Source organism: Pectinatus frisingensis (assembly GCF_015732285.1).
Lineage (GTDB): Bacteria > Bacillota > Negativicutes > Selenomonadales > Selenomonadaceae > Pectinatus > Pectinatus frisingensis.
This window is the reverse complement of the sequence record NZ_WIQU01000022.1, coordinates 314,455-331,686: the sequence shown is the minus strand read 5'-3', so window position 1 is coordinate 331,686 and position 17,232 is coordinate 314,455. Positions and strand designations below refer to the sequence as shown.

The window sequence follows — 17,232 nt, the reverse complement described above, 5'->3', positions numbered from 1 at the left end:
CGATTTTTAGAGGTAGTTTTTTTACTGAAATTTTTAATTTTAATATAATCCTATCCCTGCATATAATTCTAAACAAATTAGAATTATATGCAGTCTATTTTAAAAAATATTTTACTACGCTTAATTATATATGATATAATTAAGTTAATCTTCTAAGTCCTACTTCATAAAAAATAGGACTTAGGAAGTGGAAAAATCCATTAAGAAAAAGGGATTTACAATGAAAAACTTAGCAAAAATATCTACCGATTCTAACAAATTCATGACTATTCCTGATTTCATTCCGGAATATGAAATAAATGATAACACTTTTATCTTAAATTACAAAAAACTTTTAGAACGTTATCTATCTCATGGTGAACCTTCTCCGGATACTTTGCGCAACTATTATTCAGCTATTGATAACTATCTGCAATGGTGTCGCTATAACAAGCGCCACCCGCTCAAAATAACCGAATATGAGTTCACTTATTACCGGGATATGCTGGTCCAGTTAAAAATGAAAAAGGGAAGTATTAAGAGCAAGCTCAATGCTGTCAGACAATTTTACAATGTGGCTGTGAAACTGAAACTTCTGGCAGAAAATCCTACTGATGGCATCGGTGTAAAGGCCTATGAACCCAATGACATTTCACCTCTAAAATTTTTGCAGGCAGCGCAGCTGGAACATTTACTTAATGTGATTACTGATGACGGAAAAAACGTTGAAAACATTCGTGACAAAGCAATGATCATGCTTATGGCACTGGAAGGATTGCGCACAGTTGAAGTATACCGCATGTCGGTAGCTGATGTTGACTGGCAGGTAAAAACTATTTATATACATGGCAAGGGACACAATGACTTTATTTATCCGCGCCATGATGTTATGACATATTTAAAGCAATATATAAAACTACGTTATGCCGATAAACAAAAAAAAGATCCATATGGTGAGCCAGTGTTTACTGCCCTTGGCAATAGAAATAAAGGGGGCCGGATGAATCGGCGCAGTATTCGCCGCAGCATCGATAAATGGCTGGAAATTGCCGGATTTAAAAAAGCCGGTATTAGCTGCCATATGCTGCGCCATACCTGTGGTACCCTATTGTACAGCACGACCAAGGATTTACAGATAGTGAAACAGGTTCTGCGCCATAGTGATATAAATATAACTAGCAAATATGCTCATGTATTTAGTCAAATGGATAATCGTTATACGTCTGACATTAGACTAAATAACAACATATAGATATTATTTGATATTAATTATTCAATAATATCTATATTCGTATTTATAATAGTAAAAATAATAATAAATATTTATAGTCATTTATTATTTAAGGATTTCATTTATTAATAACAATCAGAACTTATAGATATAAAATATTATTAGACTATTTATATTTTCATAAGTTAAAAAGTGTATAAAAGAAACAATTCTGAAAATTATCATGACGATGCTATGATAAGTGGCTGACGCATATAATCATAATCATTTTTATTTTATAACTATATGAATAATTAGCCGTCTTTCATTAATGTAACAGACACTTATCCTTTTAGTAAACAAATTAAATGATTTATAAAAGTGCTGTTTGTATGATTGCTTACTTAAATAGTAAGATTTATGATTGCCAGATAAATTAATGAATAGTATAATGAAACTATAATAAAACTGAAAGGATAAACAAATATGGCAAAAGAAGAAAATAAAAAAGATAATAAAAAATCCATATGGGAAAAATATAACAAAAAAGAAAAGGAAAATCTTCAACTACTTTGTGACAATTACCGTAAATTTCTCACTGTTGGTAAAACCGAACGAGAATGTGTACAGGAAATAATCAAGCAGGCTGAAGAAAAAGGTTATAGGGATCTGCGGTCAATAATCGCAGCTGACGGTTCACTTCATGCAGGTGATAAAGTGTATGCAGTCTGCATGAAAAAATCGGTAGTAATGTTTAATATAGGCAGTGATCCATTAGAAAATGGCATGACGATTTTAGGAGCACATATTGACAGTCCCCGTCTTGACTTAAAGCAAAATCCGCTTTATGAAGATGGCGGTCTTTCTTATCTCGATACACATTATTATGGCGGTATTAAAAAATACCAATGGGTGACAATGCCTTTGGCAATACACGGTGTAATTGTCAAAAAAGACGGCACTGTTGTGAATGTTGTCATTGGTGAAAAAGCAGATGACCCTGTCTTTTGCGTAACAGACCTTCTTATTCATCTTGCTCAGGAACAAATGACAAAAAAAGCTGCTGAAGTAATCACCGGTGAATCGCTTGATGTTTTAGTAGGTTCTCTGCCGCTGAAGGATGAAGAAAAAGACGCAGTAAAAGCCAATGTACTCAATATATTGAAAAAAACCTATGGCACTGAAGAAAATGATTTTCTGTCAGCAGAGTTGGAAGTTGTTCCAGCTGGGGCTGCCAGAGAGCTGGGAATAGACCGCAGCATGATAATCTCTTACGGACAGGACGACCGTGTTTGTGCTTATACGTCATTGGCAGCAATATTAGAAACCAAAAATGTCAAAAAGACAGCATGCTGTCTTTTAGTTGATAAAGAAGAAATCGGCAGTGTCGGCGCCACCGGCATGCAATCAAAATTTTTTGAAAACACTTTAGCAGAAGTCATGAATTTATTGGGTACATACACTGAGCTTAATATGCGACGCTGCCTGGCAAATTCCAAGATGCTTTCCTCTGATGTCACATCTGCATATGATGCTCTGTATGCATCTGCCTATGACAAAAAAAATATTGCCTATTTGGGAAAAGGGATGGCCTTTAATAAATTCACCGGAGCCCGCGGTAAATCCGGCTCCAATGATGCCAATGCTGAATATTTGGGTGAAATCCGTGCCATGATGGATAAACATAAAGTAAATATTCAATTTTCTGAGCTGGGTCGTGTTGATTTAGGCGGTGGCGGTACTATCGCTTATATCATGGCCTTGTATGGCATGCAGGTCATTGACAGCGGTGTAGCAGTACTTAATATGCATGCTCCATGGGAAGTGACCAGTAAAATTGATGTTTATGAAACCAAGAAAGGTTACAGTGCATTTTTAGCAGAAGCCTGATATAATCCTCTACCGCAATAAAATACTCGCCGACAAGCGGGTATTTTATTTGTAAATTATTTGGCAATACTAAATAAAACGTGATTTAATGGAATTTATCTGTTATACGCTCCAGCAAAAATATATTCCAAGTAATCCCTTGCCCACTGTTACTTCAAGAACCGAATCTTTCTGCAAAACATTACTGATAGCATATGGCCAGTATTGCTGCAGAACGACTTTATGCAGCGGCCATTTTACGCCATTGATGTCTACTGCCTCGCATACGGTGCTTAATGGTAAAAGTGATATACTTATCGGCATGCTGTGGCATTTAACTTGTAAAGTACCATTTTGTAAGTATAACAGGGTTTCTTTTTCATCGGCAGCACAGATAATATTGTTTTGCGCAGCCAATGATGCTGAGGAAAATATACTGCTGTATAAATGATCAAACCTGCCGCCCCATGCACCGGTGATGACTATATCATTTTGATGATATTTTTCTGCAATCACCTGCAGAGCCAGCTGTGTGTCAGTAAGATTTTTGTCAACCGGATACTCAGCCAAGGGAATGTTACTTTTTTTTGCCCACTGCCAATTATCTACAGCTGCGCTGTCTCCATCACCAAGTATATAGTCAGGCATCACCCCGGAATGCCGACAGATATCGATACCATGATCTGCGCAATAAATGATTCGCTGTCTGGACACACTTTGGAGCCACGCTGATTCAGGCGCCCGTCCACCGCTTATCAGCAATAATTTATTGGTTGTTGCTGAACTCGTCTCATATGAAACTAATATTTCCGGCAATGATAATTTATATATCATTATATCACCTCATCTTAAAATAAACTTAATATAAAATTTAGCAGGATTTTATCATTTTATGCGTAATGCTAATGATAAGAAATTTTTTTTAAAGCCCGAATGGAGGTTTTTTGATGGTAAAATTTAATTTTTATGGACATTCCTGTTTTTCTTTGACCACAGAAAATAACATAATTTTAGTGGATCCCTTTTTCACTGATAATCCTTTGACCAAAGTTAAGCCGGAAGATATAGATTGTCAATATATACTAGTCAGTCACGCTCATTTTGATCACTTGGGCGACGCACCGGCAATTGCAGCAAGAACCGGTGCAACAATAATTGCCATACCTGAAGTATTGAAGCTATGTGGTAAGACTGCAAATACCTATGGTATGAATATCGGCGGTTCACATTCTTTCCCCTTTGGTATGGTGCGTATGACACTTGCCATTCACAGTTGTGGTACAGCCGGCGGTATAGCCTGCGGTTTTGTCATAAATTTCAAAAAAGGTCCGACTGTTTACTATTCCGGTGATACGGCACTATTTTCTGATATGCAGATTATCGGTGCCAAAGAAAAAATTGATTATGCTATTTTACCAATCGGTGATAATTTTACAATGGGCAAGGAAGATGCAGCCCGATCTGTACAATTGTTAAAAGCGCATAATGTCATTCCTGTTCATTATAACACATGGCCGGCTATTCGACAGGATCCCAAACTTTTCAAACAAATTGCCGAAAGTCTGATTGCTGTTGATGTCCATATAGTAGAACCGGGAAAATCATTGGAACTTACTAAATGGTAACTGCCGGTAAAGCACCAGTCATTATTATATTAGGTCCGACAGCCGTCGGAAAAACAGCATTAAGTTTAAAACTGGCACAAAAATTAAACACGGAAATAATTTCCGGTGATTCCATGCTGGTTTATCGCGGGCTTAATATTGGAACAGCTAAACCTACCGCGGCTGAATTAGCTGCGGTACCGCATCACTTAATAAATATACTCGATCCCGGTGATGTATTCAATGTCACAATGTTTTGCGATAAATCAGCTGCTTTGATAAAACGATTGAACAATGTCAATAAATTACCAATAATTGCCGGTGGTACAGGTCTTTATATAAAATCATTGATTGAAGGTTACCAGTTTAATGCCGCACCGGAGGACCCTCAATACCGTGCTTATCTTGAAAATTTAGCACTAAAGCGCGGGCGGTTATATGTGTTTTCCCTACTGCGTGACGCAGCTCCTCAAACAGCTGCCCGCCTGCATATAAATAATTTTCGTCGAATAATACGTGCCTTAGAAGTCTACAAATATAACAAAGAAACTATTTCCCGGCAAAAATTTACCACAGGCAATGATGACTTGTTTTATAATGCTTTAGTAATTGGTTTAAATCGCCATAGAGCTGATTTATATAAACGAATAAATAAACGTGTTGACATAATGATGACGGAAGGATGGCTGACTGAAACAAAAAAACTGCTCCGAGACGGTGTCAGTCCTCAGGCACAGTCTATGCAGGCCATTGGCTACCGTCAGCTGACTGAATATCTGCAAAATAAAATCACCTTGGAAACTGCTGTGGAACAAATAAAAACTGCTACAAGACATTTTGCCAAACGACAGCTTACCTGGTACCGCAAAATGCCTTATATAAACTGGCTCGAAATCGATAATCTATCCTTAGACGAATTATTGGGAAAAACTTATGCTCTAGTACAAGAAAAATTTGACTATAGATAAAAATTCAATTATAATTAACATAATTGTAGTTGAAATTTGGGAGGAAAATTCAGTGAAGGCAATTAATCTGCAGGACGCTTTTTTGAACCAGGCACGCAAAGAAAATATAAGTGTTACTATTTATTTAGTCAATGGGTTCCAGCTGCGCGGCAATGTGACCGGATTTGATAATTTTACGGTTATTTTAGATACCAATGGTAAACAGCAGTTAGTGTATAAGCATGCAATTTCCACAATTATCCCTTTCAAAACATTGACTATGAATTATGTACCGGAAAAAAAGGTTTCAGAAGAAATTTCGCAATAAGAACCTATATAAAATAAAAAACCAGAGAACAGCGATAATACTGTTTTCTGGTTTTTTATTTTATACAATCTGCCACGTAAACATAATTAGAAATGTATTTTGGATTCACTGCCATTCATTAAACGAAAAATATTGGCTTTATGTCTATATACAACAAAAGCCGCTGCCAATATACCAAAAATTACATATTCCCATGATTTATCCCAATAATAGGCCTGCAGCGGAACTGATACAGCAGCTATCATAGAAGCTAGTGATACATAGTGGGTGATAAGTACAATAATAAGCCACAAAATAAACGCACACACAGCAGCCTGAGGCATCAGCATAGTTATTACACCTAATCCTGTAGCTACTCCCTTACCCCCTTTAAATGAAAGAAATATTGAGCAGGAATGTCCGACAATAGCCATTATTCCACCTAAAATCAAAACAAGCGGTGTTGCCGGCAATCCAGCTCCGGAACCAATAAACATAGCAAATAAAACGCTTACAGCCCCTTTTAAAAAATCAAGAACAAAAACAATTAATCCGGCTTTTCTTCCCAATATACGCCAGGCATTTGTCGCGCCGATATTATGACTGCCATATTGACGTAAATCAGTATTAAACATCGCCCTGCCGATTAATAATCCACTAGGTATTGAACCAATAAGATAACCGACTAATATGATAATGACATAATTCATTCATCATCTTCCTTTCTCCCCTTCACAATTAATTTCAATGGTGTACCCTCAAAGCCAAAACTTTCTCTGAGTTTATTTTCAATAAATCGCAAATAAGAAAAGTGCATAAGTTCAGGATCATTAACAAAAATTATAAATTTAGGTGGTTTTACGTCTGCCTGAGTCATGAAATAAATTTTCAATTGCTTACCTTTATGAGCCGGTGGTGGATTAACTGATAAAGCATCCATTATAAGCTGGTTTAAAACACTTGTCTGTATGCGCATATGCTGTTGCTCCGCCACATACTTTATAAGTTCCGGTATGCGATGTACCCTTTGCTTAGTAAGAGCCGATACGTAAATTACCGGTGCATACTGTAAAAAACCCAATTCATCACGCAGATCTTCGGTAAAATGCAATGGTGTCTTAGAATTTTTTTCAACAAGATCCCACTTATTAACCACCAAAATACAGCCTTTACCAGATTCATGGGCATACCCGGCTATTTTTTTATCCTGTTCGGTTACGCCATCCGGCCCACTTATCAGCATAAGAACTACATCACTGCGATCAACTGCGCGTAGTGAACGGATAACACTGTATCTTTCGATTGGTTCGTCTATCCTGGCCTTACGACGCATACCAGCCGTATCAATAAGGGTGTACTTTATGCCATCCTTACTGAAATGAGTATCAATGGCATCACGTGTTGTTCCCGGTATATCGCTGACAATTACGCGGTCTTGTCCGAGCATAGCATTGACTAATGATGATTTGCCCACATTGGGTCTGCCAATGACCGCAATATGAATTTCATCAGGATCTTCAGCCGCAGTATCGGTTATATCAGCGAATGACTCTGTGACCCGGTCCAATAAATCACCCAGATTGAGCGCATTTGATGCACCTATCGGCGTTGGTTCGCCCAACCCCAGATTATAAAACTCATATACGTCCATTTCCTGTTTAGGTGTATCAATTTTATTTACAGCTACTATAACCGGTTTTCTGGTGTTGCGCAATATATCGGCAATATCTTCATCAGCATTGACAATTCCTGCCCGACCATCTGTCAAAAAGATTATGACATCGGCTTCTTCAATAGCTAATTTTGCCTGAATCCGCATAGAGGATAACAAAGTATCCTGTCCCTCAAGTTCAATACCACCGGTATCGATTAAAGTAAATTGTTTATTAAGCCATTCGGCATCCATATATATCCTGTCACGAGTCACACCAGGAAAATCATCAACTATTGAAACACGCCTTTTGCCGATTTGATTAAACAGAGTAGATTTTCCTACGTTCGGACGCCCTACTATAGCAACTATTGGTTTATTCAAATTATGCACCTGCCTTATTTAATATATGCGGCATTACTCTGCCATGTATAAATATTTTTTTCACGTATATCTTTTACAGCATACCAATCAGTGAGCAGCTGATAAAGTACGACCGCACCCGTCGCCATTTTTATATCTTTATTGTATCTATCTTTTATCTGCTGGAGGGAATAATCATCAAGAAATACATCTTCACCCGTTCTCAGTGCTGATGCAGGTAATATGACACCATCACAGGTACCAGCCTGCTGTTGTAATGCCTTTAATATATCCTGTCCTGTCAAAAGCCCGGTCACTGTGATATCATGTCCAAAAAAATCGTTTTGCACTGGTAAAAGATTAATATGCAGTCCTTTTATATGCAGTCTTTCCAGCAAGGGGGCAAAAACTTTCCCGGCAGACTGACCACATACAATAGTCAAGTATAAGTCCCTATCATATGAAAAGGACCGCTCCATATTACTTTTCAATTGCATATTCCATTCATCAATAAAATTGCGACTTAAACCGATACCATTATCAAGCTGAGGAAATCCATCATAATATTTACTGTCAGGGAATGGATAATCAGCCATCAGATAAAATTCATCACTAAGATAAATAAAAGAAGTATTTGTCCTCTTCCTGAATTCATCCTGCCAGTTTTCAACTGATTTTATTACTGCCAATGCTTTTTCCCGATCAAACATTGTAAGCGGATAGCATCCTTCGCGATATTTTGTCAGACCGACAGGAACAACGGCAATACTCAAAGCATGAGGAATCCGCTCACCGATATCCCTGACTGTCTTATGCAGCTCCTCTCCATCATTGATACCAGGGCACAAAACAACCTGTGTATGATACTTTATATCCATGGAATCCAAAATGTCAAGCTGCTGCATAATCTGCGCAGCACGTTTGCTGTGCATCATTTTAACACGCAATTGTGGATTAGTAGTGTGGATAGACAAATACAACGGTGACAAATGAAGCTTATGAATACGTTCAAAATCCCGTGGTCCCATATTGGTCATCGAAATAAAGTTGCCATACAAAAATGACATCCGATAGTCATCATCTTTAATTGAAAGACTGCTGCGCATGTCGGGAGCTATTTGATCAACAAAACAAAAACAACATTTATTGCCGCAATTACGGATACCATTGAATACAGCCGATTCAAATTCAACACCTAATTCTTCATCATAGTCTTTATCAAACGCAATTGTTTCTTGCTGTCCGTCAATATGCTCAATCAGGAGTTCTATACTTTCATCAGCAAAGGCAAAACTCAAATCGATTATATCAGAAAGTTTACGCCCATTGACTGCTATTACCAAATCACCGGCCAGCAGTCCTAATTCTTCAGCTAAACCACCCTTATTTACTTTTATTATTTTACCACTATGAGACATTAGCTGACTCCTTTAATATTATTCGTATATCAAAAATATCATATAAAAAGGAGTAATGTCAACGGCATTACTCCTTTTTATATGACAGCTGAGTATTTTTAATGCTAAATGTAAATTTAACGAAATTATTTCTTTTCTTCTACCGCATCAGCAACAGTTGCTGGTTTATCTTCTTCAGCGTGATTTTCCTGATATTGTTCAAATTCAGCCTTATCAGCATCCTGTTTGACTCTCGTAATGCTGAGAGCAATTTTTTTGTTATCCTTATCAATATGAATAATTTTTGCTTTTACTTCATCGCCTATTTTTACTACTTCATCAGCCTTAGTAATATGCTTTTCTGACAGTTCGCGCATACGAATCAACCCGTCAAGTCCTTCTTCCAATTGTATAAATGCACCAAAATCAGCAAGTTTTACAATTTTGCCTACAATATAATTACCGACTGAATATTTTTCGATTTTTGCAAACCATGGATCAGGGACAGTATCTTTTATGCTTAAAGAAATGCGTTTGGTTTTCGGATCAAAATTTTTAATCAGTACCTCAACTTCATCACCGGCAGTGACAATATCAGAAGGATGTTTTATATGATTCCATGACAAATCAGAAATATGTACCAATCCATCCATGCCGCCTAAATCAACAAAAGCACCATAATCAACCACACGTTTAACTTTACCCTTGCAAATTTCACCTTCTTTTAAGGAAGCCATCAGTTCGGCTTGTTTCTTATCACGTTCTTCTTCCAATAAAACACGATGTGAAAAAATCAAACGCTGTTTCTTACTGTCTATTTCAATTATGCGCGCCGGCATTTCCTGTTTAACATAGCTGGCCAAATCCTTGATAAAATGAAGCTCAATTTGCGAAGCCGGTAAAAAGCCTCTTAATCCGGCATAAGACACCAGTAACCCACCCTTTATGAGCTTTGTCACTCTTATCGTAACAGTTTTCTTTTCGTCAAAAATCTGTTGGGCATCGTTCCATGCCGCCATTTCATCAGCACGGCGTTTTGATAAAACCATACCATTTTCACCGCCCATATATACAACATACACGTTAATGACATCGCCGACATTCACCACATCTGAAGCAGTTTCCGGCGTAGGATAAGCCAGTTCCCTATTAGGAATCGGTATTTCCTGTTTATAACCGACATCTACATAAGCAGCATCACGATCAACCATTATGACCGTTCCCTTTATTATTTCATTCTCAGCAAAGTCCCTGATAGATTCTTCCTCCAGCAGGCTTTTCATATCTTGTTCTTGCACTTTATATATACCTCCCTGATGAGCCAGTCAGGTGTTGAAGCCCCTGCCGTCACACCAATTTTTGCTATATTATGAAACCATTCAACATCCAGCTCATCTGCTGTCTCTATATGATGCGTTATACATTTTTTTGAGCACAAATCAGCCAGACGCGTAGTATTAGCACTATTTTTACCGCCAATAACAATCATCATATCAACGTTAGCAGCTAACTTTTCTGCGGCACTTTGTCTTTGTTCCGTAGCTGTGCAAATAGTGCGCAATACTTTTATATCATTAGATTTATCAATAAAGATATTCACTAATTGCTTAAATTTATTACCTGAAAAAGTAGTCTGGGCAACAATTCCCAATTTTTTTACAAAATGAAACTGCCGAGCCTGAACTTCATCTTCGATTATAACAGCATTTTCACCGGCCCATTCAAAGATACTTTTTACTTCCGGATGTGTCTTTTCGCCGATGATTACAACCTCATAACCTTCATCAACAAGAGATTTTGCTGCCATTTGTGCCTTTTTCACATGCGGACAGGTAGCATCAATAACATTTAACCCCTTGGCTGCAGCTTTTTTATAAACTGCCGGCCCCACGCCATGAGAACGGATAATAACAGTACCGCTGTCAATTTCATCAAGATCATCTATTGACAAAATACCTTCGTCAGCCAGTTGTTGTACCATCTGAGGATTATGAATGATAGGTCCCAGCGTCACGACCCGGCTGTCTTTCCCTGCCTGATGCCGGGCTAAGTTTATTGCCCGTTTGACACCATAGCAAAATCCCATGTGATCTGCCAATTCTATTTCCATTTATTCACCATTTATACTTAATATCTTTCTTAGTATAACATAAATATTTTCTCATGTCTTGCAAGAATTTATCAAATTCTGTATCTCATGCATAATCATATCGGTAAATTTTTGTAATTCAGCCCGATTCGTGGAAGCACTGGTATAATAAATTGGCTTCCCGTATGCTACGCAAACCTTTGGAAAAAAGCTGCCTGATCCAAAAATTTTATTTGTGTTGATCACTGCTGTGGGGATAACCGGCACTGCTGCTTTGGCTGCAATCAATGCCACACCTGTAGCGGCCTGTTGGAGCTCACCGGTTTTACTGCGATGACCTTCCGGAAATACTCCCATACATTCGCCAGAAACTAATTTATTAATAGCTGTTCTTATGGCAGTACGATCTACAGTGCCGCGCCGCACCGGAAATGAATGAAAAGTACGCAGAGCACTGCCTAACAAAGGAACATCAAATAATTCCTGTTTAGCCATGTAGCCAATAGGTCTCTTAATAAAACAGCTTATCAGCATCGGGTCCCAATTACTTAAGTGATTGGCTGCTATTATTACGCCGCCTTTATTAGGTACGTTTTCCTTGTTGACAGCCTTCGCAGCAAATAACGACCTATAGAATAAATAAAAAAAACAATGTAAAAAATTATAGCCTAATTCCAAGAATCACTCACTCCAAATCATGAAATCAATGACAATATTTTATCAACCACAGCTTCGATCGTCATAGACGTACTGTCCAATAAAAATGCATCCGGAGTCTTTATCAGCGGCGATATAGCACGTTCACTGTCGGCCTTATCTCTGGCGGCAATTTCTGATTTCAGCTGTTCCAAATCAATATTATATCCTTTTTGTTTCATTTCAATAAAGCGGCGCCGAGCCCGCTCTTCTACTGAAGCTGTCAGATATATCTTTATATCGGCATTAGGAAGGACATTACTGGCAATATCCCGTCCATCCATTACTACAGCACCATTTTGCGCCATTGCCCGCTGCAAAGCCACCATTTTTTCCCGTACCGGTCCCAGTTTGGCGACCTGCGAAACTATCTTATTCACCGCCGGCGCGCGCAGTTTATCAGAGATATCTTCTCCGTCGGCCAACACCCGTGTGCTGCCATCTATATATTGTAAAATCAAATTCATATGTTGTGCTGTTTGTATAATAAATTCATCCTTAAAATCAAAATCATCAGCTTGAAGCACTTTCCACGCCACCGCACGATACATGGCTCCCGTATCTATATATGTATAGCCGAGTCTGGCGGCCACCAATTGGGCAACGGTACTTTTCCCTGCACCAGCCGGTCCGTCAATAGCTATTACTTTGCTGTTATTCATCTGATTATCATTCACCTTATAAGCTTATTTTAAATGTTCCAGTGTAGTATAAAACTGCGGATATGATATATTTACACAGTCTGCACCGCTGATTTCTACACCTTTTCCTGACGCACCCGCAACTGCGAGTGCCATGGCAATACGATGATCATCGTGTGAATCGCATTGGGCATATTTAAAAGCTGAATTTCCCTCTATAATGAGGCCATCTTCTTTTTCTGTCACAGCATTAGTCAGCTTGCCGAATTCGCGGCAGATTGCCTTGATACGGTCACTTTCCTTTACACGCAGTTCCTGTGCTCCATTTATAGTGGTACGGCCGTCAGCAAGTATCGCTGCTACCGTTATAATTGGAATTTCATCGACCAGGCGGGGAATAATATCAGCAGCTATATCTATGCCATGCAGCCTGGCCGAGCGAACATGCAGATCAGCCACTGGTTCACCGCCATCCGTCCGACATCCGCAAAGTTCAATGTTTGTTCCCATATTATTAAGAACATCCAATATACCTGTACGTGTCTTATTTATACCAACATTTTTTATTATTATGTCACTGTTGGGAATTACTGTTGCTGCAACCAGCCAATACGCAGCAGAACTGATATCGCCAGGTACAATTATTTCAGCAGGGGCATGCAGCCTGTCTGCCGGACGAATGCTTATTGCGCCATTCTGAGTCGTTATATCAACACCAAAAGCCTTGAGCATTCTTTCTGTATGATCGCGTGACGGATATTTTTCGATTACTGTGGTAACTCCCTGCGCGTATAATCCGGCCAATAAAACAGCCGATTTTACTTGCGCACTGGCCATCGGCATTTCATAAGTAATACCGGTCAATCTTTGTTTGGCAGGAATTACTGTAATTGGCAGCAAAGTGTTTATTTTTCTGCCAACGATTGATGCTCCCATTCGAGTTAAAGGGGTAATGACCCGCTGCATCGGTCTTTTGGACAGTGATGCGTCACCAGTAAATGTAGTCAAAAATTTTTGACCGGACAGTATACCGAGCATCAGTCGCAGTGTAGTCCCTGAATTACCGGCATCAATTATATTTTCCGGTTCGTTTAAACCATATAAACCCTTACCGCATATTGTCAGCTCTTCTCCATCATCTGCAATATTGACACCTAAAGCCCGCATACAGTTCACCGTACTTAGGCAATCCTGTGCGCGCAGGAAATTAACTATGCGGACCGGAGTATCACTAAGCCCGGCAAACATAACACTGCGATGTGATACTGATTTATCACCAGGAATAGTAATCACACCATGCAGTCCATCAACCGCCGCCTCAATTATTTTACTTGTCATGCATCCCATACCTTTCAAACTTTTGTATTAGCTGGCAATTCATATTATATAAATAGTAATTCGCGATTTCGCTCAGATTTCCTCCCCATCGCAACCAATTAACAATCAGCGGCATTTTTACCGGCAGTGTATCCCATAGAAAAAGCAGCCTGCAGATTAAATCCGCCGGTATAACCATCAACATCCACCACTTCACCGGCAAAATATAACCCGTCGATAAGCTTAGACTGCATTGTCTTTGGATCTATTTCCTTAACATTTACACCGCCGCAGGTAACAATAGCTTCAGCTAAAGGACGGGATTTTGTAATATCAACAGATAAATTTCTTAATGTGGCAACAAGTTTGTACCGCTCTTTTTTAGTCAATTGGTCGGCAGGTTTTTCACCGCTGATATATGCCAGATCCAAAATAATCGGTATTAAACGATGTGGCAAAAGATCAATCATTGCATTTTTCATTTGCTTATGGGCATACTTTTTAAAATCGCGCTGAAGTCGGGCATCAAGCTGCTCTGGTGTCAATGCTGGTTTTAAATTTATTGTCAAAAAAACTTTTTGCCGCTTAGACAAAGATATTGCGATAGCACGGCTTAAAGATAATATTATCGGTCCTGTAACGCCAAAATGCGTGAACATCATTTCACCAAACATTTCAGCACTTTTCTTACCTTCAGTAAAAACACTCACACGCACATTTCGTAATGACAATCCCTGCAAATTCTTCACCCAGTCAAGATCTGTTTCCAATGGTACTAAAGCCGGATGTAGTTCTTCTATAGTATGCCCCAGAACCGATGCCAGATACACTCCGTTCCCATCCGAACCAGTAGCCGGATAACTAGCTCCCCCTGCAGCCAATATTACAACGTCAGCAGAAGTAATCTGTCCGACTGCTGTTTTAACACCAGTTACCTTATGATCGGCTGTAATGATTTTCATTGCCTTAGTATTCAACTGTAATTCTACTTTAGCATCATATAAACATTTACACAACGTATCTACTACTTCTACAGCCCTATCACTTTGCGGAAAAACCCGGCCGCCGCGTTCAACTTTAGTAGCCACCCCAATTTTTTCAAAAAAAGAAATAACATCATCATTAAAAAAATTCCTGAAAGCACTATATAAAAATTTACCATTTCCCGGAATGTTTTTTATAAACGTCGGCAGATCGGCAACATTAGTAATGTTGCAACGCCCCTTACCCGTTATCATTAATTTTCTACCTATCCGATCATTACGTTCCATCAGGATAACTTTATTGTCATCTTTTTTTGCCGCCTGTAATGCAGCCAGTATACCGGCTGCGCCGGCACCGATGACCACTATCTTTTTCATATTTATTATTCTCCATTGATTATATAATTGAGTTGTAACAATTCATCGTTTGTCAAAGAACGATATTCACCCTTCCTCAGCCCTTTTAAAGTCACTCCGGCAAACTGTACTCGTTTCAAACTAACAACATCGTGCTGCACAGCTTCGAACATTCGCCTTATCTGACGATTACGCCCTTCGTGTATCGTCATTTCTATTTTGCTGCAGTCAGTTTCCCGATTATAGTTGATAATGGCTGCTTTGGCCGGAGCTGTTTTACCATCCGACAAACTTATTCCATGCCGCAGTGACCCCAATTCATCACTGCCGAGTCTGCCCTTTATAGAAACGAGATACGTCTTTTCTATTTTAAATTTAGGATGTAATAACTTTTGTGTCAGTGTTCCATCATTAGTCAGTAATAATAAACCTTCTGTATTATTATCCAATCGTCCAACCGGAAATATACGCTGCTGTATTTCGGGAAGCAGATCCAATACTGTTTTTCTGCCTCTGTCATCCTTCGCCGTGGAAATATAACCTTTAGGCTTATACAACATTATATATATTTTTTCTTCAATTTGTTTAATTACGTTCCCGTCAAATTTAACATTATCAACCAAAGGATTTACCCTTGTACCCAAAGTAGTTACTATTTTATCATTGACACTTACACGCCCATCACTAATAAACTTTTCTGCCGTTCGCCGCGATGCTATGCCGCAGTCAGCAATATATTTTTGCAACCGTTCCAAAATTAACCTCCAACTTGTAATGATATATTATTTTACCTGATTCTTCAACAGTTTGACAAGCCATCTTCGTAAGTCCGCAAAATAAATAGACTGATGCCGCAGCGCCAGCCTATTTATTTTATTTACTATGAAGTTTTTCGTACATTTGAACAATCATGGCAACTGCAGCGCCGCTCATTGATAACCTGCGGCAAATTTCAGAAGATGTCATTCCTTGATCCAATAATGAAAAAACGACTTTTGTTGCCGCCGGCAATGCCTCATAAGTATCAGACTTTATTCTTTGCTGTTGCTCAGCAATCGACTCTTCTGCTGATAAAACATCAATATGCCTGAGCTTAACATCAGCTGACTTCAAAGCTGTATTAAAATTCGTTGATGGTCTCGTAGTTGTCGTCTGTGAAAAAATACGGCTGTTTTCATTCTCTGCCAATAAAGCACTATATTTTTTTAACTCTTCGACCCGCATATCAGCCGTCTTAATCAAGGTTTCCAGTTGGTTTATACGTCCGTCCATCTGTTGTAAAACATTATCTCCGGCATTTATTATCTCTTTTTTTAAATTATCAGCCGACATTCCGATATTTTCGACACTTGCATAGGTATCGTCACGCTTTATACCGGAACTCATATTGCGCTTCAGCAGTAATATTACCAAAACGCCTAAAATTATTATTATACCCAAAACTTCTGTGATCATTTTGCCCTCCGCAATCCATTCATAATTTTATATCAATATTATGACCACGGATGGCATCAGATAAATTATCCTCATCCTCTTGTGGCGGTGCTGCAGCTTTATGTTTATGATTAGGACGCGAATAGCCATTGCCATTTTGCTTATTGCGTTCATCATCGCTGCGAATTTTTTCCCCCTCAACGGCATCCTTGGCATAAACCTGAAATTGTTTATCTTCTGATTCCTGCTGCAGTTTAGTATTGCCAAAGTCTTGCGCGGCATTTACCTGTTGGTTCATTTTATTTTGAATATTACCAACCTCGGAACTGTTTGGCAGCATTGCCTGCAGATTACCAATAGGATTTACAGACATCTTTATCCCTCCATT

At 38.7% G+C, this 17,232-nt stretch carries 18 protein-coding genes; 5 read left to right on the top strand and 13 right to left on the bottom strand.

Features of this window, described 5'->3' with window-relative positions:
- The first annotated feature begins 220 nt into the window (after positions 1-220).
- The gene (locus I6751_RS04515; protein WP_196591857.1) at positions 221-1,231 is read left to right on the top strand and encodes a tyrosine-type recombinase/integrase; all 1,011 of its coding nucleotides are present in this window, start codon (positions 221-223) and stop codon (positions 1,229-1,231) included.
- Positions 1,232-1,675: 444 nt separating this feature from the next.
- On the top strand, positions 1,676-3,079 hold the full coding sequence (locus I6751_RS04510) for an aminopeptidase (RefSeq protein WP_196591856.1): 1,404 nt from the start codon (positions 1,676-1,678) through the stop codon (positions 3,077-3,079).
- A gap of 102 nt (positions 3,080-3,181) precedes the next feature.
- Here I6751_RS04510 and I6751_RS04505 read toward each other — a convergent pair whose 3' ends face one another.
- Positions 3,182-3,892, bottom strand: a complete 711-nt coding sequence (locus I6751_RS04505) for a thiamine diphosphokinase (RefSeq protein WP_196591855.1) — start codon at positions 3,890-3,892, stop codon at positions 3,182-3,184.
- A gap of 113 nt (positions 3,893-4,005) precedes the next feature.
- Here I6751_RS04505 and I6751_RS04500 point away from each other — a divergent pair, with 113 nt between their 5' ends.
- From I6751_RS04500 to hfq, 3 genes are read left to right on the top strand one after another with little or no spacing between them, the layout of a single operon-like run.
- The gene (locus tag I6751_RS04500; RefSeq protein WP_182188500.1) at positions 4,006-4,683 is read left to right on the top strand and encodes a metal-dependent hydrolase; all 678 of its coding nucleotides are present in this window, start codon (positions 4,006-4,008) and stop codon (positions 4,681-4,683) included.
- The gene (gene miaA / locus I6751_RS04495; protein ID WP_196591854.1) at positions 4,677-5,630 is read left to right on the top strand and encodes a tRNA (adenosine(37)-N6)-dimethylallyltransferase MiaA; all 954 of its coding nucleotides are present in this window, start codon (positions 4,677-4,679) and stop codon (positions 5,628-5,630) included. Before I6751_RS04500 ends, miaA begins: the two co-directional genes overlap by 7 nt.
- A gap of 52 nt (positions 5,631-5,682) precedes the next feature.
- Positions 5,683-5,937 carry an RNA chaperone Hfq gene (hfq, locus tag I6751_RS04490; protein WP_229711492.1) on the top strand — a complete coding sequence of 85 codons (255 nt, stop codon included), beginning with the start codon at positions 5,683-5,685 and terminating at the stop codon, positions 5,935-5,937.
- Between the two features lie 86 nt (positions 5,938-6,023).
- Here the strand turns inward: hfq and plsY are convergent, their stop codons facing one another.
- From plsY to I6751_RS04430, 12 genes are all read right to left on the bottom strand, one after another.
- On the bottom strand, positions 6,024-6,626 hold the full coding sequence (gene plsY / locus I6751_RS04485; protein ID WP_196591853.1) for a glycerol-3-phosphate 1-O-acyltransferase PlsY: 603 nt from the start codon (positions 6,624-6,626) through the stop codon (positions 6,024-6,026).
- The gene (gene der, locus I6751_RS04480) at positions 6,623-7,951 is read right to left on the bottom strand and encodes a ribosome biogenesis GTPase Der (protein WP_182188497.1); all 1,329 of its coding nucleotides are present in this window, start codon (positions 7,949-7,951) and stop codon (positions 6,623-6,625) included. Before der ends, plsY begins: the two co-directional genes overlap by 4 nt.
- A 14-nt stretch (positions 7,952-7,965) precedes the next feature.
- Positions 7,966-9,348: a DUF512 domain-containing protein gene (locus I6751_RS04475; protein WP_196591852.1), complete on the bottom strand. Its 1,383-nt coding sequence runs from the start codon at positions 9,346-9,348 to the stop codon at positions 7,966-7,968.
- Positions 9,349-9,473: 125 nt separating this feature from the next.
- Complete coding sequence (gene rpsA, locus I6751_RS04470; protein WP_196591907.1) at positions 9,474-10,610, bottom strand: 30S ribosomal protein S1; 1,137 nt, start codon at positions 10,608-10,610, stop codon at positions 9,474-9,476.
- Complete coding sequence (gene ispH, locus I6751_RS04465; protein WP_196591851.1) at positions 10,607-11,437, bottom strand: 4-hydroxy-3-methylbut-2-enyl diphosphate reductase; 831 nt, start codon at positions 11,435-11,437, stop codon at positions 10,607-10,609. The genes rpsA and ispH overlap by 4 nt, the downstream gene beginning before the upstream one ends.
- A gap of 51 nt (positions 11,438-11,488) precedes the next feature.
- On the bottom strand, positions 11,489-12,094 hold the full coding sequence (locus I6751_RS04460; protein WP_196591850.1) for a lysophospholipid acyltransferase family protein: 606 nt from the start codon (positions 12,092-12,094) through the stop codon (positions 11,489-11,491).
- A 17-nt stretch (positions 12,095-12,111) separates the two neighbouring features.
- On the bottom strand, positions 12,112-12,774 hold the full coding sequence (gene cmk / locus I6751_RS04455) for a (d)CMP kinase (RefSeq protein WP_196591849.1): 663 nt from the start codon (positions 12,772-12,774) through the stop codon (positions 12,112-12,114).
- Positions 12,775-12,798: 24 nt separating this feature from the next.
- Entirely contained in the window at positions 12,799-14,091 is a 1,293-nt protein-coding gene (gene aroA, locus I6751_RS04450; RefSeq protein ID WP_414153186.1) for a 3-phosphoshikimate 1-carboxyvinyltransferase, read from the bottom strand.
- A gap of 98 nt (positions 14,092-14,189) precedes the next feature.
- Complete coding sequence (locus I6751_RS04445; RefSeq protein WP_196591848.1) at positions 14,190-15,431, bottom strand: BaiN/RdsA family NAD(P)/FAD-dependent oxidoreductase; 1,242 nt, start codon at positions 15,429-15,431, stop codon at positions 14,190-14,192.
- A gap of 5 nt (positions 15,432-15,436) precedes the next feature.
- A complete protein-coding gene (locus tag I6751_RS04440) occupies positions 15,437-16,168 on the bottom strand; it encodes a pseudouridine synthase (protein ID WP_330998152.1) in 732 nt (243 codons plus the stop codon).
- Positions 16,169-16,283: 115 nt separating this feature from the next.
- Entirely contained in the window at positions 16,284-16,865 is a 582-nt protein-coding gene (locus I6751_RS04435; RefSeq protein ID WP_196591846.1) for a hypothetical protein, read from the bottom strand.
- 19 nt (positions 16,866-16,884) lie between these two features.
- The gene (locus tag I6751_RS04430; RefSeq protein ID WP_182188488.1) at positions 16,885-17,217 is read right to left on the bottom strand and encodes a hypothetical protein; all 333 of its coding nucleotides are present in this window, start codon (positions 17,215-17,217) and stop codon (positions 16,885-16,887) included.
- Positions 17,218-17,232 lie beyond the last annotated feature (15 nt).

What these genes read in the sequence shown, in the direction of transcription:
- I6751_RS04430 (WP_182188488.1), bottom strand. Translation starts at nt 17,217, where the DNA reads ATGTCTGTAAATCCTATTGGTAATCTGCAGGCAATGCTGCCAAACAGT.
- I6751_RS04505 (WP_196591855.1), bottom strand. Translation starts at nt 3,892, where the DNA reads ATGATATATAAATTATCATTGCCGGAAATATTAGTTTCATATGAGACG.
- I6751_RS04475 (WP_196591852.1), bottom strand. Translation starts at nt 9,348, where the DNA reads ATGTCTCATAGTGGTAAAATAATAAAAGTAAATAAGGGTGGTTTAGCT.
- I6751_RS04515 (WP_196591857.1), top strand. Translation starts at nt 221, where the DNA reads ATGAAAAACTTAGCAAAAATATCTACCGATTCTAACAAATTCATGACT.
- ispH (WP_196591851.1), bottom strand. Translation starts at nt 11,437, where the DNA reads ATGGAAATAGAATTGGCAGATCACATGGGATTTTGCTATGGTGTCAAA.
- plsY (WP_196591853.1), bottom strand. Translation starts at nt 6,626, where the DNA reads ATGAATTATGTCATTATCATATTAGTCGGTTATCTTATTGGTTCAATA.
- I6751_RS04445 (WP_196591848.1), bottom strand. Translation starts at nt 15,431, where the DNA reads ATGAAAAAGATAGTGGTCATCGGTGCCGGCGCAGCCGGTATACTGGCT.
- rpsA (WP_196591907.1), bottom strand. Translation starts at nt 10,610, where the DNA reads ATGAAAAGCCTGCTGGAGGAAGAATCTATCAGGGACTTTGCTGAGAAT.
- cmk (WP_196591849.1), bottom strand. Translation starts at nt 12,774, where the DNA reads ATGAATAACAGCAAAGTAATAGCTATTGACGGACCGGCTGGTGCAGGG.
- I6751_RS04500 (WP_182188500.1), top strand. Translation starts at nt 4,006, where the DNA reads ATGGTAAAATTTAATTTTTATGGACATTCCTGTTTTTCTTTGACCACA.
- miaA (WP_196591854.1), top strand. Translation starts at nt 4,677, where the DNA reads ATGGTAACTGCCGGTAAAGCACCAGTCATTATTATATTAGGTCCGACA.
- I6751_RS04510 (WP_196591856.1), top strand. Translation starts at nt 1,676, where the DNA reads ATGGCAAAAGAAGAAAATAAAAAAGATAATAAAAAATCCATATGGGAA.
- aroA (WP_414153186.1), bottom strand. Translation starts at nt 14,091, where the DNA reads ATGACAAGTAAAATAATTGAGGCGGCGGTTGATGGACTGCATGGTGTG.
- I6751_RS04435 (WP_196591846.1), bottom strand. Translation starts at nt 16,865, where the DNA reads ATGATCACAGAAGTTTTGGGTATAATAATAATTTTAGGCGTTTTGGTA.